The sequence below is a fragment of the Acidovorax sp. LjRoot194 genome (assembly GCF_964253015.1).
In the GTDB taxonomy this organism is placed as follows: Bacteria; Pseudomonadota; Gammaproteobacteria; order Burkholderiales; family Burkholderiaceae_C; genus Acidovorax.
Genome location: NZ_CAXUQB020000001.1, coordinates 4,588,636 through 4,607,075, shown reverse-complemented (window position 1 = coordinate 4,607,075; position 18,440 = coordinate 4,588,636). Strand labels below are relative to the sequence as shown.

The window sequence follows — 18,440 nt, the reverse complement described above, 5'->3', positions numbered from 1 at the left end:
GCGCGAGCGTATAACGAGGATGCCCGGCGCGCTATGGGTTTCTGATGTTGCGGCTGGGCAGGACGGCACCGGGCCGCGCCATCAGCCCTCGTGGGCAGGCTGGCGGCGCAGCAGGTAGATGTCCATGATCCAGCCATGGCGCGCGCGGGCCTGGGCGCGCGCGCTGTCGATGCGCGGGCCGGCATCGGCCAGCGGGCCGCTGTCAAGCAATTGCTGGGGCATGCCCAGGTAGGCGCCCCACCAGATGTGCAGCCCTTCAGCTGGCAAGGTGGTGAAGCTGCACTGCCCGTCGAGCATGACCACGGCCGTGTCCACCCCGGCGGGCCACCCGTGGTCGCGCAGTTGGCGGCCGGTGGTCACCACGAAGGGCTGGCCGATGTCGTTGAGTGCGATGGCGTGCGCCGCCGCCAGCGCCTGCACCGACGTGATGCCCGCAACCACCTGCACCTGTGCCGGCGCGGGCTGCAGGCGGGCCGCGATGCGCAGCGTGCTGTCGTACAGCGACGGGTCGCCCCACACCAGCAGCGCCACGCGCAGCGCTGCGCCATCGGCGGGCACAGGCAGGCGGGCCTGCGCCAGTGCACTGGCGATGGCCGCCTGCCACTGCTGCGTGATCGCGGCATGCCATTCGTCCACCTGGGCCAGGTAGTCGTCGCCCTCGCTGCGGCGCACCGGCATGTCGAAGCCGGCGATGCACGGCACTGCGGTGCCCGTCAGCACCGCATCGCACAGCGACTGCCGCAGGGCCGCCAGCTCGGCCTTGTCCTCGCCCTTGTGCGGCAGCAGGATCAGGTTGGCCGCGTTCATCGCCGCGATGGCCTGGCGCGTGAGGTGGTCGGGGTTGCCGGTGCCGATGCCGATGAGAGTCAGCGCGACGGGGGGCAGGGCCTGTTCGGCGCTCATGCGGAGGGCGCGTCCAGCGGCTCGTCGCGGGCGGTGTCCAGCGCCGTGCCGCCCCGCACATCGGTGGCCGGAAAGCGCGGCGCAGTGCCCAGGGGGCGATAGCGGCGGTCGTAGTCGGCGGCGTAGAGGCGGCTCTCGGCAAAGTCCTCGGCCTGCAGGCTGCGGCCCACCAGGATCAGCGCGGTGCGCTCCATGCTGGTGGCCACGGCCTGCGCCAGCGCGCCCACCGTGGTGCGCACCACGGTCTCGTCGGGCCAACTGGCGCGCCACACGATGGCGGCGGGGCAGTCGGCGCCGTAGTGCGGCAGCAGCTCGGCCTGCACCTTGTCGGCCACATGGATCGACAGGTGGATCGCCAGCACCGCGCCGGTGGCGGCAAACGCCGCCAGGTTCTCGGCCTCGGGCATGGACGTGGCGCGGCCCGAGGTGCGCGTGAGCACCACCGACTGGCACAGCCCGGGCAGCGTGAGCTCCGCGCCCAGCGTGGCCGCAGCGGCAGCGAATGAGGGGACGCCGGGCGTCACGGTGTACGGAATGCCCAGCACGCGCAGCCGGCGCAGTTGCTCGCCCATGGCGGACCACACCGACAGGTCGCCCGAATGCAGGCGCGCCACGTCCTGGCCCTGCGCATGGGCGACCTCGATCTCGGCCACGATGTCGTCCAGGCTCATGGCCGCCGTGTTGACGATGCGGGCGCCCGGCGGGCAGTGCGCCAGCAGGTCGCGCGGGATCAGCGAGCCGGCGTACAGGCAGACTGGGCACGCGGCCATCAGGTCGCGGCCGCGCACGGTGATCAGGTCGGCAGCGCCGGGGCCAGCGCCGATGAAATGCACGGTCATGCCGGTGCTCCTTGTAGTTCTTGAGATGGGCCCGTGGCATGCGGCAGGACAACCGCTGCGATGCCACAGGCCGGGTTGCCGGTGCGCCGGATGGCCACGGCCAGTGTGGCGCTGCCATCGGCGGCCACGAGGCGCGGCACGGCCAGCTCTGCCTGCGGGCCTGCAGCCGATAAGGCAGCTGCTTCGGCCACGCTGCCGGTGCCGTAGCGCGCCTGCAAGCGCGGCGATTGGGTGGCCACCGGTTGGCCGGCCAGGTCTGCGGCGGGTATTGCCCGTACCGGTACGGGCGGTGCGCTGCCGGCGATGCCCGACAGCCAGGCTGCGAGCGCGGGATGCGCCGCCTTGGTGTCGAGCACGGCCACGGCGCAAGGCCGCAGGTCGTCTGCAGCCCACGCCGCATCGCCCCGCAGCAAGGCCTGCGCCTGGGCCCACAGCGCGTGCAGCGCGGCGGGCTGCGCATGGGCCCGCAGGCCCACGCCCACCACCGTGCAGACGTGGTCCTGGCTCGAGGCGGAGTGGGGTGGCATCAGGTGGGTATCACCCGTCATCGCTGCCAGCTCCACTGCACCAGCGGACGGGCGGCCTGCCAGCTGTGCATGCGCCCGAGCGGCTGGGCGCTGGACAGCTCCAGCCGCAGTAGCTGCCCGCCGTGCGCGCCATGCAGCTGCACCAGCAGCGCCTGCGTCTCCAGCGTGACGGCGTTGACCACCAGGCGGCAACCGGCGGGCATCAACGCCTGCAGTTCGGCGAACAGCGCGGCGTCGAAACCGCCACCGACAAACACCGCCTGGGGCGACGGCAACCCGTGCAAGGCTGCGGGTGCGAGGCCGTGCACCACCTGCAGCGCGGCGTGCAGGCCCACGCGCTCGGCGTTGCGGCGGATGTTGTCGGCGCGGGCCGCGTGCTGCTCCACGCAGTGCGCCATGCCTCCGGCCAGGCACCATTCCACCGCGATGGAGCCGGAGCCGCTGCCGATGTCCCACAGCCGCTCGCCGCGCCGTGGCGCCAGGGCGGCCAGCGTGAGCGCGCGGGCCGGGGCCTTGGTGATCTGGCCGTCGTGCGCATAAAAATCGTCGGCACGGCCCGGCACCTGGGGCATGCCCACGCCGCCCAGGGCCTGCAGGGCCACGGCCAAGGGGGCCTGTGCGGGGTCTGCCGGCAGCGCGATGATCGCCTCGTGCGCCGCCAGCCTGCGGCAGCGCTCACGCGGGCCGCCCACGGCCTCCATCACCCACAGGCTGCTGTCGCCCCAGCCTTCGTGCACCAGCCACTGCGCCAGCTGCGCCACGGCCGCGCCATCGCGCAGCAGCACGATGAACTGCCGCCCTGGCGCCAGGCGGGGCAGCAACTGCTGCAGCGGGCTGGCGTGCAGCCCCAGGCAATCGACTGCCTCCAGCCGCCATCCCAGGCGCGCCGCGACCAGCGAGAATGTCGAGGGTTGCGCGTGGCAGCGCCACTCGTGGGGCGCTAGGTGCGCCGCCAGGCTGCCGCCCGCGCCGAACCAGAACGGGTCGCCCGATGCCAGCACCACCACGCGCTGCCCGCGCAGGGCCAGCACGGGGGCGACGTCGAAGGGCACAGGCCAGGGCTGGCCGCGGTCTCCCACCTCGGCCAGCGCCAGGTGGCGCGGGCCGCCGAACACCACCTGGGCGGCATCGAGTGCGCGGCGGGCGGCGGGGGCCAGTCCTTCCAGCCCATCTTCACTCAGGCCGACCAATGTCAACCACGGATCAGTCATGACGCATGTTCTCCTGCTGGGCGGTACCACCGGCGCCAGCCAGTTGGCCCAGGCCCTGCACCAGGCGGGCGTGCCGGCCGTTTTTTCGTATGCGGGCGTCACACAGGCCCCGCTGGCGCAGCCCTTGCCTGTGCGCGTCGGCGGCTTTGGCGGGGTGCCGGGGCTGGTGCAGTACCTCGTGGACCATGGCATCACGCACGCGGTCGACGCCACGCACCCCTTTGCCGCGCAGATGAGCCGCCATGCCTGCGAGGCGTGTGGCATGGCCGGTGTGCCGCTGCTGGCGCTGGAGCGTGCCCCGTGGCAACCCGGGCCGGGCGACCGGTGGATCGACGTGCCCGACATGGCGACCGCTGCCTTGGCTTTGCCAGAGACACCGGCGCGGGTGTTCCTGGCCGTGGGGCGCAAGCAGCTGCAGGCCTTTGCGGGCCTGGGGCAGCACCACTACCTGCTGCGGCTGGTGGATGCCCCCGAACCCGGCAGCCTGCCTTGGCCCGATGCCTCGGTGGGCCTGGAGATCGGGCGTGGCCCCTTCAGCGCGGACCAAGACCTGGCCCTGCTGCAGGCGCACCGCGTGCAGTGGCTGGTGGCCAAGAACGCGGGCGGCGAGGCCACGCGCGGCAAGCTCGACGCGGCGCGCGCGCTGGGCCTGCCGGTGGTGATGGTGCAGCGGCCAGCCCTGCCGCAGCGTGCGCGCACCGAGGATGTGGGCGCGGTGATGCACTGGCTGCGTCATGGCGCATTGCCTGGTGAAGACGCGTCGGCTGGCACGCCATAAAAGCGCGGCGTGTAGGTGAACCGGCCCACGCGCCGCGTGGTGCTGTTGCCCACCAGCACCACGGTGCGCATGTCGGCCATCTCGGGCGCAGCCTCGGCCAGGGTGCAGACGGTGAGCTGCTCGTCGGGCGTGGACACGGCCCGCGCAAACACCAGCAGGCGCCCGGGCTCGCAGTGGGCGCGCAGCAATTCCAGCAGCCGCACGAAGCCCTCGGGCCGGCTGCGCGAGCGCGGGTTGTAGAAGGCCATCGCGAAGTCGGCCTCGGCCGCAAGCCGCACGCGCTTGGCGATCACCGGCCAGGGCTTGAGGTTGTCCGAGAGGTTGATGCAGCAAAAGTCGTGGCCCAGCGGCGCCCCGGCGCGCGCGGCTGCCGCGAGCATGGCAGTGATGCCGGGCAGCACCTGCACGTCCAGCGCCTGCCAGGCTGCCGATGTGGCGGGCTCGGCGTGCTCCATGGCCTCGAACACTGCTGACGCCATGGCAAACACGCCGGGGTCGCCCGACGACACCACCACGACCTGCCGGCCTTGTGCGGCCAGGGCCAGCGCCTGTTGCGCGCGGTCCAGTTCCACCCGGTTGTCGGACGCGTGCCAGGCCACAGGTTGTAGTGCGTCGGCTTGCTGCCGCAGGGCTTGCGCCCGCTCGACGTACGGCAAGTAGCCGACCACATCGGTGGCGTGCTGCAGGGCGGCTGCCACCTCGGGTGTGATCTGCGCCAGCGAGCCGGGGCCCAGGCCTGCGATGGTCAGGCGGCCCGGGGCGGGGTTGGCAGACCCGTTCACCATGCCGCCTCCGGCCGCCGTCCCTGGCCGTGCACCAGCACGATGGCGAAGTAGGGGCAGGCGTCGTCCGCCACTTCGGCCAGGCGCGCGACCTGCTGCGTGGACGTGGTGCCGTTTTGCACCAGCCACGCGGTATCGAGCCGCCCGGTGCGCACCAGCGCGCGGCGGATGCGGGGCAGGTTGCGCCCCACCTTCATCACCACCAGCGCGTCGGCGGTCTGCATGCGGCGCACCAGTTCGTCCTCGGGCAGGGTGCCGGTCATCACGCTCAGCACGTCGTCGCCCCAGGTGATGGGCTCGCCCGTGGCGTGCCAGCAACCCACCATGCCGGGGATGCCGGGCACCACATCGGGCGCGGTGCCGGTGCGCTCGCGCAGGCGGGTGTACAGGTGCATGAACGAGCCGTACAGAAACGGGTCGCCTTCGCACAGCACCACCACCTGCTGGGTTTGCGCCAGCAGGGCCAGGCGCGTGCACCAGTCGTCGTAGAAGGCCGAGAGCTGGGCTACGTAGTCCGCGCTGTCCACCGGCAGTTCGGTGGTCACGGGGTATTCCATGGGGTATTCCGTCACGCCGGGTGCGAGCAGGCCCTGCACCAGCTGGCGCGCCTTGCCGGGGCGGCCCTTCTTGCGGAAGAAGGCCACGTGGAGCGCGCCGCGCACCAGGCGGTCGGCCTTCACGCTCATCAGGTCGGGGTCACCGGGGCCCAGGCCCACGCACACGATGCCGGGCCGGGCCTGCGCGGATGCCATGGCGCTACTCGACATCGCTGGCCAGTGCGTTGATGGCGGCCACCGTCATCGCAGAGCCGCCCAGGCGGCCGCGCACGATCATCGCCGGCACGGGCAGGTCGTGCATCAGGGCATCTTTGGATTCGGCCGCGCCGATGAAGCCCACCGGGCAGCCGATGATGGCCGCAGGGCGCGGGCAACCGGGCTCCTGCAGCATGTTGAGCAGGTGGAACAGGGCTGTGGGTGCGTTGCCGATGGCGACCACGGCGCCCTGCAGCTGCGGGCGCCACAGCTCCACCGCCGCGGCGCTGCGCGTGGTGCCCAGTTGCTGGGCGAGAGCGGGTATCCGCTCGTCCTGCAGCGTGCAGATGATGGGGTTGGTGGCGGGCAGGCGGGTGCGGGTGATGCCCTCGCTCACCATGCGCACATCGCACAGCACGGGGGCGCCGTCCTGCAGCGCCTGGCGCGCGGCCTCGGCCATGCCGGGGGAGAACATCACGAGCGGGGCCAGCTCGACCATGCCCGCGGCGTGGATCATGCGCACCACGACGCGCTCTTCGACGGGGGTGAAGCGGCTCAGCTCGGCTTCGCGCCGGATGGTGGCAAAGGACTGCCGGTAGATCTCGGCGCCCTGGGTTTCGTAGCGGTGGAGCATGAATTCTTTGCAAACAACAACCCGGGATTGTCTTGCAGGATGGCCTCCTTCATGCGCTCATCGGTGACCTGGCTGGCAGTCCCTTGGCGAATCACCGCCCAAATCGGTCCGCGTTCGGTCGCTTCCGCCCGCAGAGCGACCGTGGCCGGCGCCTGGCGCGCGCAGCCTTTGGCGCAGCCCGACACGTGCAGGTGCGCGCCCGGCGGCACGTGGGGCGCGCAGGTCAGCGCCAGGGCCTGGGTGGGGGCGTGGGCCTGCGGGCAGCCCGGGGCGCCGGTGCACGCGGAAACGCGCAGGCGCGGGTCGTCGGGGTGGGTGATCCAGTGCGGGCTGGATGGGAGGCCCGCCGCGGCATCACATCCCTGCCTGCCGCCGCCAACGGCGTCGGAGCCAGATTCCAGCAACACCATGCGCCACGGCGTGATGCGCAGGCCCGTGACGCCGCTGCGGCGCGCTGCGCAAACCATTTCGGCCCACGCTTGGGCAGGCACCCGCCCCAGCGGGGCCGCCACCAGCGTGCCGACGCCGGGCACCAGGCAGGGCAGGGCATCGCCTTCAAGGGGCGGCTCTGACGCTTGTGCAGAGACCACCCCGTCGGCCGGCACCCACGCCACGCCCGCAGGCAGGCTCGTCAGCCATTCCAGAGACGTGGATGACGTGGCCGTGGAATTTTCGTCAGCAGGGTGATGAAGTGCGCTTTCCAGTTCTTTTGCACAGGCGGCCATGCGTCCGGGCCGTTGCCCCAAGGCTTTCTGGCGCACGCAACGTTGTGCAAACCAGCGTGCCAGTGCCAGGCCTGCAGCCACAGCGTCTTGCTGATTGTTTGCCGCCAGCGCCCAGCGCAGTCCATCGGGCTGCACACACCATGCGGTGGTGCCCGGGCCCGGTGCGCGCAGCAGGCGGATGTCCGCCGACACGCCATGCAGCCAAGTCGAATATCCGCCGTCGATGGACCAGCCGAACTTGGCGGGCAGGGCGTCCAGTTCTGGCGACTGCGCCAGCGCCTGGTGCAGCGCCAAAGCCAGCGCCTGCACCCCGTCGCCGGGCCGGTGCAGCGGGTCGACCACTACATTGCGCAGGCGCTCGCTGCGTGCATCCGCATCCAGCAGCCCGCAGGCCGCCAGGGATCGCAGCAACGCGGCATGGCGCTCGGGCGGCACGCCGCGCAGCTGCACGTTGGCGCGGCTCGACAGCTCCAGCGTGCCCGCACCGTGCACCTGCGCCAGGCGCGACAGCCGCAGTGCCTGGTGCAGGGTCAGCCAGCCCAGCGGCGGGCGCACGCGCACCACCAGCCCGTCGCCCGAGGCCATGGGCTGCCAGGCGCCGGGGCACCAGCCTTGGATGTGCGGTGTGGGATTCATGCAGGGGGAACAGGAGGAGCGCTTGCGCGCAGGCGGATGCGTGGGCCGCGCAACCGACAAATGTACCTGCGGCGTGGTCGGCCACGACCGGGCAGTCGCCGTCAACCCGCAGCCCGGTCGCGGGACTTTTGCCTTGCGCGCTGCTGCTGGCGCGGCGTTCTATGTGAAGATTGGCAAGCCCCTTGCGGTGCGTTGCGCAGCCCCGCGCCGCACGGCATACACGATGCCGTATGACAGGAATGCAGGCCCCCGTATGAGAGACCACGCCCTTTTCGACAAGATAGACCTCCATCTCATAAGGGTCTTGCACACCGTGCTCACAGAACGCAGCGTATCGAGGGCCGCCGTCCGGCTGGGCATGCACCAGCCGGCCGTGTCTGCCGCGCTCAAGCGCCTGCGGGACCTGGCGGGCGACCCGCTGCTGGTGCGATCGGGTGCCAACATGATGCCCACCGACGCCGCGCTGCGCATGGTGGAGCCCGCGGGCGCCATCCTGCGATCGGCCGAGGCCTTGTTCTCCGATGCGCGGGGGTTCGATCCGCGCACGTCCACCCGTACCTTCCGCGTGGCGGCCAGCGACTACCTGGACCCGCTGTTCCTGCCCCAACTGGTCGCGCGCCTGAAGGTCGAGGCACCGCTGTGCCCCATCGAAATTCTGCCGCTGTCGGCCGACGCCCACTACCACGCGCACCTGGCGCAGGGCGAGGTCGACGTGGTCATCGGCAACTGGCCGCAGCCGCCCGAAGACCTGCACATGGGCCGCCTGTTCGGCGACGAGGTGGTGTGCCTGGTCAGCCGCGAGCACCCGGCCGTGCGCCGGGGCTGGGACGCCGAGAGCTGGCTGGCCGCCGAGCACATCGCGCCCACCCCCACCCACCCGGGCGCGCGCGGCGTGATCGACGCGCACCTGGACAGCCTGGGCATGGCCCGCAACATCACCGCACGCTGCGCGCACTTCAGCGCCATACCGCCCATCGTGGCGTCGAGCCTGCTGGTGCTGACCACCGGCCGCCAGTACTGCGAACGCTACGTTGACCAGCTGCCGCTGGCCATACTGCCCAGCCCCGTGCCCTTCCCGCGCCTGATGTATTACCAGCTGTGGCATGCGCGCACCCACCATTCGGCGGCGGCCATCTGGCTGCGCGACTGCGTGAAGACCGTGGCTGCGTCGCTACGAAAAGAATAGCTGCTAGCGCATACGGAGCAAGCGCAAGGCGGTATTTTCATTCCAAAAACAAGTCATAAAACTGAGAGACAATCCCCGCATGAGTTCACCTCCTACCTCCAGCGCCCCGGGTGGTCCGGGCGCACCGCCGCCCCGGCTGCAGCTCGCGGGCATCACCAAGCGCTACCCGGCCGTGGTGGCCAACAGCGGCGTGTCGCTGACGGTGCTGCCCGGCGAGATCCACGCCGTGCTGGGCGAGAACGGCGCGGGCAAGTCCACGCTGATGAAGATCATCTACGGCTCGGTCAAGCCCGACGAGGGCAGCGTGCACTTCAACGGCCAGGCCGTGCAGGTGCGCAACCCGCAGGAGGCGCGCGCGCTGGGCATCGCCATGGTGTTCCAGCACTTCAGTTTGTTCGACACGCTCACGGTGGCCGAGAACGTCTGGCTGGGCCTGGACAAGAGCCTGTCGCTGCCCGAGGTCACGCAGCGCATCACTGCCAAGGCGGCCGAGTACGGCCTCGACATCGACCCCCTGCGCCCGGTGCACACCCTGAGCGTGGGTGAGATGCAGCGGGTGGAGATCATCCGTGCGCTGCTCACCAACCCCAAGGTGCTGATCCTGGACGAGCCCACCTCGGTGCTCACGCCCCAGGCGGTCGAAAAACTCTTCGTCGTGCTGCGCCAGCTGGCCAGCGAGGGCTGCAGCATCCTCTACATCAGCCACAAGCTGCACGAGATCCGTGCGCTGTGCACCGCCTGCACCGTGCTGCGCGGTGGCAAGGTCACGGGCGTGTGCAACCCGGCCGAGGAATCGAACGCGTCGCTCTCGCGCCTGATGATCGGCGCCGAGCCGCCGGCGCTGGAGCACCGCGCGGTGCAGACCGGCGCCACGGTGCTGCGTGTGCAGGGCCTGTCGCTGCCGCGCGCGGACCAGTTCGGCGTGGACCTGGTCGACCTGCAGTTCGAGGTCAAGGCGGGCGAGGTGGTGGGCATTGCCGGAGTGTCCGGCAACGGCCAGAAGGAGCTGCTGTACGCATTGTCGGGCGAGGACACGCGGGCGGAGCCCGCCGCCATCCAGGTGGCCGGGCAGAACGCGGGCCGCATGCGCCCCGGGCAGCGCCGTGCGCTGGGCCTGCACTTCGTGCCCGAGGAGCGCCTGGGCCGGGGCGCCGTGCCCACCATGGGCCTGGCGCACAACCTGCTGCTCACGCGCACCAACTCGGTGGCGGGCAGCGGCTGGATCAAGGTGGGTGCGCTGGAGGCGCATGCCAAGGCGCTGATCGAGCGCTTCAACGTGAAGGCGGGCGGCCCGCACGCGGCGGCCAAATCGCTGTCGGGCGGCAATCTGCAAAAGTTCATCGTGGGGCGTGAGATCGACGCCAACCCCAAGCTGCTCATCGTCTCGCAGCCCACCTGGGGCGTGGACGTGGGTGCGGCGGCGCAGATCCGCGGCTCCATCCTGGCGCTGCGCGATGCCGGCTGCGCGGTGCTGGTGGTCAGTGAAGAGCTGGATGAACTGTTCGAAATCTGCGACCGGCTGCATGTGGTGGCCAAGGGGCACCTGTCGCCCTCGGTACCGCGCGCCGATGCCACGGTGGAGCAGATCGGCGAATGGATGAGTGGCCTGTGGCATGCCGACGTGCAGGCCCATCTGGCCCAGAACGTTCACAGCGCCCACAGCGCCAAGGTGGGGGAGGTGCAGCATGCTTAAGCTCGAACCGCGCCCCCAGGCGTCCAAACTCTGGACCTACGGCTCGCCGCTGCTGGCGCTGGCCTTCACGGTGCTGATCGGCATCGCGCTGTTCGCCGCGCTGGGCAAGGACCCGGTGCGCGGGCTGCAGGTGTTCTTCTGGGAGCCCATCAAGACGCAGTACGCCATCGGCGAACTCATGGTCAAGGCCACGCCGCTGTTGCTCATCGCGCTCGGTCTGGCGGTGTGCTTTCGCTCCAACGTGTGGAACATCGGTGCCGAGGGCCAGTTCGTCATCGGTGCCGTGGTGGCCGGCGGCGTGGCGCTGCTGGCCGACAAGACCACCGGGCCGTGGATCGTGCCCGCCATCCTGGTGGCGGGCGTGCTGGGCGGCATGGCGTGGGCGGGGCTCACGGCCCTGCTGCGCGACAAGTTCAACGCCAATGAAATCCTGGTCAGCCTGATGCTGGTGTACGTGGCCACGCTGGTGCTGGGCTACCTGGTCTACGGCCCGTGGAAGGACCCCATGGGCTACAACTTCCCGCAGACCAAGACGTTCGAGAAGGTCACGCAGATCCCGCGGCTGATGCAGGGCTCGCGCATGTCCATCGGGCTGCTGCTGGCGCTGGCCGGGGCTGCGGCGCTGTGGGTGTTTTTGTTCCGCACCCGCGCGGGCTTTGCCCAGCAGGTGGGCGGGTTGGCGCCAGCGGCGGCGCGGTACGCGGGCTTTTCATCGCGCCGGGCGCTGTGGACGGCACTGCTCATTTCGGGCGGTGCAGCGGGCCTGGCGGGCGCGCTGGAGGTGGCCGGGCCCATCGGTCAGCTCACGCCGTACGTGCCGGCGGGCTATGGCTTTGCGGCCATCATCGTGGCGTTTGTCGGGCGGCTGCACCCGGTGGGCATGATCCTGTCGGCCATTTTGATGAGCATGTTCTACATCGGCGGCGAGCTGGCGCAGTCGCGCCTGGGGCTGCCCAAGTCGCTCACCGGCGTGTTCCAGGGCTTGCTGCTGTTCACGCTGCTGGCCTGCGACACACTCATTGCCTACCGCGTTCGCTGGGTAGGCGCCAAGAAAGTGGTGGCCTGATGGAATCCTACGCACTCCTCATCGGCGCCACCTTGAGCGCCGGCACGGTCCTGGCCATCGCGGCCCTGGGCTTGCTCATCAACGAGAAGGCCGGCATCGTGAACCTGGGGGCCGAGGGCATGATGCTCTGCGCCGCCATCGCCGGGTTTGCCACCGTGGTGCACACGGGCAACACCTGGCTGGGCTTTGCCGCGGGCATGGCTGCCGGGGCGCTGCTGGCGGCCATCTTCGGTGTGCTGGTGATCTGGCTCAACACCAACCAGTACGCCACCGGGCTCGCGCTGTCGCTGTTCGGGGTGGGGTTCTCGGCCTTTGCGGGCATCAGCTTCGTGCAGGCCAAGCTGCCCGAGCTGCCCAAGTACGCCATCCCGGTGCTGTCCGACGTGCCGCTGCTCGGGCCCGCGCTGTTCCAGCAGCACCCGCTGGTGTACCTGACCATGGTGCTGGTGGCGGCGCTCATCTGGTTTTTGTACCGCTCGCGCGCGGGCCTGGTGCTGCGCTCGGTGGGCGAGTCGCCCGAGTCCGCCCATGCGCTGGGCTACCCGGTGCGCCGCATCCGGCTGGCCGCGGTGGTGGCCGGGGGCGCGCTGTGCGGGCTGTCGGGCGCCTACATCTCCACCGTCTACACCCCGCTGTGGGTCGAGGGCATGGTGGCTGGCCGCGGCTGGATCGCGCTGGCGCTGACCACCTTTGCCACCTGGCGGCCTGCGCGGGTGCTGCTTGGGGCCTACCTGTTCGGCGGCGTGACGATGCTGCAGTTCCACCTGCAGGCCACGGGCGTGCAGGTGGCCAGCCAGTTACTGTCGATGCTGCCGTACGTGGCGACCATCGTGGTGCTGGCGCTGATATCGCGCAATCCGGCGTGGATCCGCATCAACATGCCCGCGTCGCTGGGCAAGCCTTTCTATCCAGGCTTCTGAGCCGCGCCGGGCATTTTGCAGAAACTGCCTCCGTGGCCCGGGTCTTGCATCCGGACTGCAGGAGCTGAAAAACCTTTGGTTACTGCCCGGTAGATCGGACCATAATCACCGTTTTCGTGCGTTTGCCGTGGTAAACCTCTCTTCACCTATTCATAAGGAAACCGACATGACTGATCTGCAGAAACGCTCCCTGCTCAAGGTGGCAGCGCTCTCCGCCGTTGCCGCCGCCGCGCTCGTGGGCTGTGGCAAGAAGGAAGAACCGGCACCGGCCCCCGCGCCCGCACCGGCTCCTGCGGCAGAGGCCCCTGCGCCCAAGGCCGAGCCTCTGAAGATCGCCTTCGCGTACGTCGGCCCTGTCGGTGACGGCGGCTGGTCTTTCGCCCACGACAACGGCCGCAAGGCCATCGAGAAGGAATTCGGCGACAAGATCGTGACGAGCTTCGTCGAAAGCGTGCCCGAGTCCGCCGACGCCGAGCGCGTGCTGCGCGACCTGGCCGGCCAAGGCAACAAGCTGATCTTTGGCACGACCTTCGGCTACATGGAGTCCATCCAGAAGATCGCCCCGGACTTCAAGGACGTGAAGTTCGAACACGCCACCGGCTACAAGACCGCCGAGAACGTGCGCACCTACGACAGCCGCACCTACGAAGGTGCGTACATGGCCGGTGTGATCGCCGGTGCCATGACCAAGACCAACACGCTGGGCGTGGTGGGCTCGGTGCCGATCCCTGAAGTGATCCGCAACATCAACAGCTTCACGCTGGGTGCGCAGTCGGTCAACCCCAAGATCAAGACCAAGGTGGTCTGGGTGAACGAATGGTTCAGCCCACCGAAGGAAACCGAAGCCGCCACGTCGCTGATCAACGGCGGCGCCGACGTGCTGTTCCAGAACACCGACTCGCCCGCCGTGCTCAAGACCGCGCAGGAAAAGGGCAAGCGCGCCTTCGGTTGGGATTCGGACATGACCGCCTACGGCCCCAAGGCCCACCTGGCATCGGCCGTGATCAACTGGGGCCCGTACTACACCAAGGCCACCCGGGACGCTCTGGAAGGCAAGTGGGCCACCGGCCAAAGCTGGTGGGGCGTGAAGGAAGGCGCGATCGACATCGTCTCCATCGCTGAAGACGTGCCCGCCGAGACCAAGGCCAAGGTCGAAGAAGTGAAGAAGGGCCTGGCCGACGGCAGCTTCGTGATCTGGAAGGGCCCGATCGTCGGCCAGGATGGCAAGGCCGTGCTGGAAAAGGACGCTGTGGCCGACGACAAATTCCTCGGCGGCGTGAACTTCTACGTCAAGGGCGTGGAAGGCAAGATCCCCGGCGGCGACAAGAAGTAAGACACCTGTGTGAACACCTTTGCGGGCGCCGTGTGGTGCCTGCAAGGTGGATCGCGACAATGTCTCAGGGCCGCTTTGTGCGGCCCTTTTCGTTGGTGCCATGCCGGTGCATGATGTCGCCCATCCCCACAGAAAAATGAGAGGCCAGGCCGCCATGTTCAAAGTCCCGCCCATCTCCGCCGACCGCCTGCCTGCGCTGCTGCGCGCCATGCCCAAGGCAGAACTGCACATCCACATCGAAGGCTCGCTCGAGCCCGAGCTCATCTTCGCGCTGGCGCAGCGCAACGGGCTGACCCTGCCTTACGCCAGTGTGGAAGCGCTACGCAGTGCCTACGCCTTTACCGACCTGCAGAGCTTTCTCGACATTTACTACGCGGGCGCCAGCGTGCTGCTGCACGAGCAGGATTTTTACGACATGGCACGCGCCTACCTGGTCCGCGCCGCGCACGACAACGTGCTGCACGCCGAGATCTTCTTCGACCCGCAGACCCATACCGCCCGCGGCGTGGCGATGGAGACCGTGATCAACGGCCTGCACCGCGCCTGCCAGGACGCGCGCACCGAGCTCGGTATCAGCGCCACGCTGATCCTGTGCTTCTTGCGCCACCTGAGCGAAGAGTCCGCGTTCGAGACGCTGGAGCAGGCACAGCCCTTCCTGGACAAGATCGTGGGCGTGGGGTTGGATTCGAGCGAAGTGGGCCACCCGCCCGAGAAGTTCGCGCGCGTGTTCGCCCGCTGCCGCGAACTGGGCCTGCGCTTGGTCGCGCATGCGGGGGAAGAGGGGCCACCGGCGTACATCTGGAGCGCACTCGATGTGCTCAAGGTCGAGCGCATCGACCATGGCGTGCAGGCGGTGCACGACGCGGCGCTGATGCAGCGCCTGGCGCAGGACCGCATCGCGCTCACGGTGTGCCCGCTGTCCAACCACAAGCTGCGCGTGTTCCCCGACCTGGCGGACCACAACCTGGGCAAGCTGCTCGACGCAGGGCTGGCGGCCACGGTCAACTCGGACGACCCGGCGTACTTTGGCGGCTACATCAACGACAACTTCACCCAGGTGTTCGCCGCCACGCACCTCACGGCCAAGCACGCCTACCAGCTCGCTTTCAACAGCTTCGAAGCCAGCTTTGCAGGCAATGCCGACAAGCGTACGTGGGAGCACAAGCTCAAGGAGACCTTCGAGCGCTGTGTGGAGCATGACTACTGAGAACGGACCACTCTCGCGCTGCGTTGCGGGATGGCTCATGGTGCAGCCGCCTTCACAGGCCCTCCAGAGGCCTTGGTTTTATCCCCCATTTGGTGCAGGACTAGCTAAATTTTCGGGTAAACCCTAGAATTGTGAGTTTTTGTACGAGCGGGCTGAGGCCCGCATCCTGGGGCGCCGTCAGCCGCACCCCCGTTTTGACTTCCCTCGATCCAGACCCCCTCAGCCCATGGACCATGGGCTGGCGAGGCGCGCGCCCGCGCCACCACGGAGCTTTCCCCCATGTTTCTCAGTCAAATTTCCATCGGCAAGCGCCTCACTTTGGTGCTGGGCCTGATCCTGGCCCTGTTTTTTGCCAGCAGCGTGGTGGCGGTGGTCAAGCTCGGCCAACTGGGCCAGGAGATCGACACCATGGTGTCCGACAACATCAAGACCGAGCGCGCGGGGGCCGACTGGCTGCGCCACACCACGTCGGGCGTGCAGCGCGCCGCGGCCATCGCCAAGAGCAGCGACGCGAGCCTGATCCCGTACTTCGCACCGGCCACGGCCGAGTCGATCCGCAACACCAACGAGCTGCAAAAGTTCATCGAATCCAAGATGGACACGCCCGAAGAGAAGAAGCTCTTCGACCAGGTGGGCCAGCTGCGCAAGGACTACCTTGCGGCGCGCGAGGAAGTGAGCAAGTTCAAGCAGGCGGGCGACGCCGAGAGCGCCAACAAGGTGTTCAGTGAGCGCTTTGAGCCCACCTCGCGCAGTTATCTCGCAGGCGTGCAGCAGATGGTGGACGCGCAGCGCGCGCAGCTGGATGACGCCGGCAAGCGCAGCGAAACCCTGCGCGCACAGACCACCCTGCTGCTGCAGGTCTGCACCGGCGTCTCGCTGCTGCTGGGCGCCTTGCTGGCCTGGCTGCTGGCCACCAGCATCACGCGCCCGCTGCGCCATGCCGAGGCCATTGCCGAAGCCATCGCCGACATGGACTTGACCGGCCAGCCCGAAGCCAGCTACGCCAACGACGAAACCGGCCGCCTGCTGCGCGCGCTGGACCTGATGCGCAGCGCGCTGCAAGGCTCGCTGCAGCAAGTGCGTGGCGTGGTGGACAGCATCTCCACAGCCAGCACGCAGATCGCCATCGGTAACCAGGACCTGAGCGCGCGCACCGAGCAGACCGCCAGCAGCCTGCAGGAAACCGCCAGCTCCATGGAAGAGCTGACCAGCACCGTGCGCCAGAGCGCTGATTCGGCCGTGCAGGCCAACCAGCTGGCCGCATCGGCCGCTGCCGTGGCCGAGCGCGGTGGCGCGGTGGTCTCGCAGGTGGTGAGCACCATGGACGAGATCAACACCAGCAGCAAGAAGATCGCGGACATCATCGGCACCATCGACGGCATCGCCTTCCAGACCAACATCCTCGCGCTCAATGCGGCCGTCGAAGCGGCCCGTGCAGGCGAGCAGGGCCGCGGGTTTGCCGTGGTGGCCACCGAAGTGCGCAGCCTGGCGCAGCGCAGTGCCGAGGCCGCCAAGGAGATCAAGGCGCTCATCAGCGTGTCGGTCGAGAAGGTCGAGTCGGGCTCTGCCCTGGTGCAGAACGCCGGCACCACCATGACCGAGATCGTGAGTTCGGTGCGCCGCGTGACCGACATCATTGGCGAGATCAGCGCCGCAGCGTCGGAGCAGAGCCTGGGCATAGGCCAGGTGAACGTGGCGGTGAGCCAGCTCGACCAGATGACGCAGCAAAATGCCGCGCTGGTGGAGGAATCCACCGCAGCCGCCGAAAGCCTGAAGGACCAGGCCGCGCGCCTGTCCGAAGTGGTGGGTGCCTTCCGCCTGGGCGGTACCGTTTCGGACTCCGCACGCCTCAGGGTGCCGCGCCTGGGCTGATGGGGGCGTCGATGCAGGCGAAGGGTGGGCGCCGCCCCGCAGCCTGCCCGGCACCCATCACCATCGACCTGTTCACCATCGACCTGTCCAGCGAACCGTTTGCCGAACTGCCCACCGACCGCAGGACCATCGACTGAACCACTGACCGACCGATTTTTTTCGTGGACCACCGCCGCCCTGCGGTGGCTCCGCTTTTCAACCTGGGCCATGTAGAGGAACACCATGTACAAAAACCTCGCCACCGCACTGCGTGCGGCTTGTGTGAGTGCGCTGGCGGGCGCCGTTTTCATCACCTTTCCCGCTGTCTCCCAAACCCCGGCCGGTGCCAAACCACCTGCCCCCGCGCCAGCGCAGCAGCCCGTCAAGGCGGGCTTCGTCTACGTCTCCCCCATCACCGAAGCCGGCTGGACGCGCCAGCACGACGAGGGCCGCAAGGCCGTGGAGGCGGCGCTGGGCGCACAGGTGCAAACCACCTTTGTGGAAAACGTGGCCGAGGGGGCCGACGCCGAGCGCGTGATCCGCGACCTGGCGGCCACGGGGCATCAGATCATCTTCACGCCCAGCTTCGGCTACATGGAGCCCACGCTCAAGGTGGCGCAGGACTATCCGAACGCGAAGTTCGAGTCCATCACCGGCTACAAGACCGCGCCCAACGTGGCAGCGGCCAACGCGCGTTACTACGAGGGTCGCTACCTAGCAGGCATCGCGGCGGGCCGCATGAGCAAGACCGGCGTGGCGGGCTACGTGGCGGGCTTTCCGATCCCCGAGGTGCTGCAGGGCATCAACGCGTTCACGCTGGGCATGCGCTCGGTCAACCCGCAGGCCACCGTCAAGGTGGTGTGGATCAACGTGTGGTTCGACCCGCCCAAGGAGCGCGATGCGGCCATGGTGCTCTTCAACCAGGACGTGGACGTGATGGCGTTTCACACCGGATCCACCGCGGTGATGGCCGCAGCGCAGGAGCGCGGCAAGATGGCCGTGGCCTACCACTCCGACATGCGCAAAGCCGGGCCGGACGCGCAGATCGTCGCCGTCACCCACCAATGGGGCCGCTACTACACCGACCGCGTGCGCGCGGTGCAAAACGGCACCTGGAAGAGCGGCAACCTCTGGGGCGGCGTGCGCGAGGGCCTGATCCGCGTGGGCGACTTCGGCCCCAAGGTGCCGCCCGCCGTGCAGCAGGAGGTGCTGGCCGCACAGAAGGCCATCGGCGCGGGGCAGCTGCAGCCGTTCCGCGCGGGTACCAAGGCCGCAGTGCGCGACAACGAAGGGCGCGAAGTGATCGCTGCCGGCCAGTCCCTGACGGATGCACAGATCCTGCAGATGAACTGGCTGGTGGAAGGCGTGCAGGGCCGCATCACCCGCTGACGCGGTTA

The 18,440-nt window shown here is 69.2% G+C and carries 18 protein-coding genes; 10 read left to right on the top strand and 8 right to left on the bottom strand.

Annotation, left to right across the window (positions count from 1 at the left end):
• Positions 1–81: 81 nt before the first annotated feature.
• From cobF to ACSQ3N_RS20900, 4 genes are read right to left on the bottom strand one after another with little or no spacing between them, the layout of a single operon-like run.
• Entirely contained in the window at positions 82–903 is an 822-nt protein-coding gene (gene cobF, locus ACSQ3N_RS20915) for a precorrin-6A synthase (deacetylating) (protein WP_436147346.1), read from the bottom strand.
• Positions 900–1,742 (bottom strand): precorrin-4 C(11)-methyltransferase, encoded by an 843-nt coding sequence (gene cobM / locus ACSQ3N_RS20910; RefSeq protein ID WP_056167778.1) that lies wholly within the window; start codon positions 1,740–1,742, stop codon positions 900–902. Before cobM ends, cobF begins: the two co-directional genes overlap by 4 nt.
• Positions 1,739–2,290, bottom strand: a complete 552-nt coding sequence (locus ACSQ3N_RS20905) for a cobalamin biosynthesis protein (protein ID WP_436147345.1) — start codon at positions 2,288–2,290, stop codon at positions 1,739–1,741. The genes cobM and ACSQ3N_RS20905 overlap by 4 nt, the downstream gene beginning before the upstream one ends.
• Positions 2,287–3,480 (bottom strand): bifunctional cobalt-precorrin-7 (C(5))-methyltransferase/cobalt-precorrin-6B (C(15))-methyltransferase, encoded by a 1,194-nt coding sequence (locus ACSQ3N_RS20900; RefSeq protein WP_056167780.1) that lies wholly within the window; start codon positions 3,478–3,480, stop codon positions 2,287–2,289. Before ACSQ3N_RS20900 ends, ACSQ3N_RS20905 begins: the two co-directional genes overlap by 4 nt.
• On the opposite strand from ACSQ3N_RS20900, the gene ACSQ3N_RS20895 reads away from it, so the two are divergent.
• On the top strand, positions 3,479–4,258 hold the full coding sequence (locus tag ACSQ3N_RS20895) for a cobalt-precorrin-6A reductase (RefSeq protein WP_056167782.1): 780 nt from the start codon (positions 3,479–3,481) through the stop codon (positions 4,256–4,258). The two genes, ACSQ3N_RS20900 and ACSQ3N_RS20895, sit on opposite strands and share 2 nt — an antisense overlap.
• On the opposite strand, the gene cobJ is transcribed toward ACSQ3N_RS20895, so the two are convergent.
• The 4 genes from cobJ to cobG are packed head-to-tail and all read right to left on the bottom strand — an operon-like array spanning position 4,213 to position 7,787.
• Positions 4,213–5,043, bottom strand: a complete 831-nt coding sequence (gene cobJ / locus ACSQ3N_RS20890) for a precorrin-3B C(17)-methyltransferase (protein ID WP_056167786.1) — start codon at positions 5,041–5,043, stop codon at positions 4,213–4,215. The two genes, ACSQ3N_RS20895 and cobJ, sit on opposite strands and share 46 nt — an antisense overlap.
• Entirely contained in the window at positions 5,037–5,792 is a 756-nt protein-coding gene (cobI, locus tag ACSQ3N_RS20885; RefSeq protein WP_156372068.1) for a precorrin-2 C(20)-methyltransferase, read from the bottom strand. Before cobI ends, cobJ begins: the two co-directional genes overlap by 7 nt.
• A gap of 4 nt (positions 5,793–5,796) precedes the next feature.
• A complete protein-coding gene (locus ACSQ3N_RS20880) occupies positions 5,797–6,426 on the bottom strand; it encodes a precorrin-8X methylmutase (RefSeq protein WP_056167792.1) in 630 nt (209 codons plus the stop codon).
• Positions 6,348–7,787: a precorrin-3B synthase gene (gene cobG, locus ACSQ3N_RS20875; RefSeq protein ID WP_436147344.1), complete on the bottom strand. Its 1,440-nt coding sequence runs from the start codon at positions 7,785–7,787 to the stop codon at positions 6,348–6,350. The genes ACSQ3N_RS20880 and cobG overlap by 79 nt, the downstream gene beginning before the upstream one ends.
• Positions 7,788–8,040: 253 nt before the next feature.
• Between cobG and ACSQ3N_RS20870 the strand changes: the two genes are divergently transcribed.
• From ACSQ3N_RS20870 to ACSQ3N_RS20830, 9 genes are all read left to right on the top strand, one after another.
• Positions 8,041–8,973, top strand: coding sequence for a LysR family transcriptional regulator (locus ACSQ3N_RS20870; protein WP_436147343.1), 933 nt, complete (start codon positions 8,041–8,043; stop codon positions 8,971–8,973).
• Positions 8,974–9,052: 79 nt separating this feature from the next.
• Positions 9,053–10,666 (top strand): ABC transporter ATP-binding protein, encoded by a 1,614-nt coding sequence (locus ACSQ3N_RS20865; RefSeq protein ID WP_056167794.1) that lies wholly within the window; start codon positions 9,053–9,055, stop codon positions 10,664–10,666.
• On the top strand, positions 10,659–11,732 hold the full coding sequence (locus ACSQ3N_RS20860) for an ABC transporter permease (protein WP_056167796.1): 1,074 nt from the start codon (positions 10,659–10,661) through the stop codon (positions 11,730–11,732). Before ACSQ3N_RS20865 ends, ACSQ3N_RS20860 begins: the two co-directional genes overlap by 8 nt.
• The gene (locus ACSQ3N_RS20855; RefSeq protein ID WP_436147342.1) at positions 11,732–12,652 is read left to right on the top strand and encodes an ABC transporter permease; all 921 of its coding nucleotides are present in this window, start codon (positions 11,732–11,734) and stop codon (positions 12,650–12,652) included. Before ACSQ3N_RS20860 ends, ACSQ3N_RS20855 begins: the two co-directional genes overlap by 1 nt.
• 166 nt (positions 12,653–12,818) lie before the next feature.
• Positions 12,819–13,985 (top strand): BMP family ABC transporter substrate-binding protein, encoded by a 1,167-nt coding sequence (locus tag ACSQ3N_RS20850; protein WP_436147341.1) that lies wholly within the window; start codon positions 12,819–12,821, stop codon positions 13,983–13,985.
• Positions 13,986–14,139: 154 nt separating this feature from the next.
• A complete protein-coding gene (locus ACSQ3N_RS20845) occupies positions 14,140–15,192 on the top strand; it encodes an adenosine deaminase (RefSeq protein WP_436147340.1) in 1,053 nt (350 codons plus the stop codon).
• 279 nt (positions 15,193–15,471) lie between these two features.
• Positions 15,472–17,064, top strand: coding sequence for a methyl-accepting chemotaxis protein (locus ACSQ3N_RS20840; RefSeq protein WP_056167808.1), 1,593 nt, complete (start codon positions 15,472–15,474; stop codon positions 17,062–17,064).
• Positions 17,065–17,075: 11 nt separating this feature from the next.
• Complete coding sequence (locus ACSQ3N_RS20835; protein ID WP_436147339.1) at positions 17,076–17,201, top strand: hypothetical protein; 126 nt, start codon at positions 17,076–17,078, stop codon at positions 17,199–17,201.
• Between the two features lie 85 nt (positions 17,202–17,286).
• Complete coding sequence (locus tag ACSQ3N_RS20830; RefSeq protein WP_436147338.1) at positions 17,287–18,432, top strand: BMP family ABC transporter substrate-binding protein; 1,146 nt, start codon at positions 17,287–17,289, stop codon at positions 18,430–18,432.
• Positions 18,433–18,440: the final 8 nt, after the last annotated feature.

Excerpts from the sequence above, each read along its gene's own strand:
- cobF (WP_436147346.1), bottom strand. The coding sequence starts at position 903 with ATGAGCGCCGAACAGGCCCTGCCCCCCGTCGCGCTGACTCTCATCGGC.
- cobM (WP_056167778.1), bottom strand. The coding sequence starts at position 1,742 with ATGACCGTGCATTTCATCGGCGCTGGCCCCGGCGCTGCCGACCTGATC.
- ACSQ3N_RS20905 (WP_436147345.1), bottom strand. The coding sequence starts at position 2,290 with ATGACGGGTGATACCCACCTGATGCCACCCCACTCCGCCTCGAGCCAG.
- ACSQ3N_RS20895 (WP_056167782.1), top strand. The coding sequence starts at position 3,479 with ATGACGCATGTTCTCCTGCTGGGCGGTACCACCGGCGCCAGCCAGTTG.
- ACSQ3N_RS20900 (WP_056167780.1), bottom strand. The coding sequence starts at position 3,480 with ATGACTGATCCGTGGTTGACATTGGTCGGCCTGAGTGAAGATGGGCTG.
- cobJ (WP_056167786.1), bottom strand. The coding sequence starts at position 5,043 with ATGGTGAACGGGTCTGCCAACCCCGCCCCGGGCCGCCTGACCATCGCA.
- cobI (WP_156372068.1), bottom strand. The coding sequence starts at position 5,792 with ATGGCATCCGCGCAGGCCCGGCCCGGCATCGTGTGCGTGGGCCTGGGC.
- ACSQ3N_RS20880 (WP_056167792.1), bottom strand. The coding sequence starts at position 6,426 with ATGCTCCACCGCTACGAAACCCAGGGCGCCGAGATCTACCGGCAGTCC.
- cobG (WP_436147344.1), bottom strand. The coding sequence starts at position 7,787 with ATGAATCCCACACCGCACATCCAAGGCTGGTGCCCCGGCGCCTGGCAG.
- ACSQ3N_RS20870 (WP_436147343.1), top strand. The coding sequence starts at position 8,041 with ATGAGAGACCACGCCCTTTTCGACAAGATAGACCTCCATCTCATAAGG.
- ACSQ3N_RS20865 (WP_056167794.1), top strand. The coding sequence starts at position 9,053 with ATGAGTTCACCTCCTACCTCCAGCGCCCCGGGTGGTCCGGGCGCACCG.
- ACSQ3N_RS20860 (WP_056167796.1), top strand. The coding sequence starts at position 10,659 with ATGCTTAAGCTCGAACCGCGCCCCCAGGCGTCCAAACTCTGGACCTAC.
- ACSQ3N_RS20855 (WP_436147342.1), top strand. The coding sequence starts at position 11,732 with ATGGAATCCTACGCACTCCTCATCGGCGCCACCTTGAGCGCCGGCACG.
- ACSQ3N_RS20850 (WP_436147341.1), top strand. The coding sequence starts at position 12,819 with ATGACTGATCTGCAGAAACGCTCCCTGCTCAAGGTGGCAGCGCTCTCC.
- ACSQ3N_RS20845 (WP_436147340.1), top strand. The coding sequence starts at position 14,140 with ATGTTCAAAGTCCCGCCCATCTCCGCCGACCGCCTGCCTGCGCTGCTG.
- ACSQ3N_RS20840 (WP_056167808.1), top strand. The coding sequence starts at position 15,472 with ATGTTTCTCAGTCAAATTTCCATCGGCAAGCGCCTCACTTTGGTGCTG.
- ACSQ3N_RS20835 (WP_436147339.1), top strand. The coding sequence starts at position 17,076 with ATGCAGGCGAAGGGTGGGCGCCGCCCCGCAGCCTGCCCGGCACCCATC.
- ACSQ3N_RS20830 (WP_436147338.1), top strand. The coding sequence starts at position 17,287 with ATGTACAAAAACCTCGCCACCGCACTGCGTGCGGCTTGTGTGAGTGCG.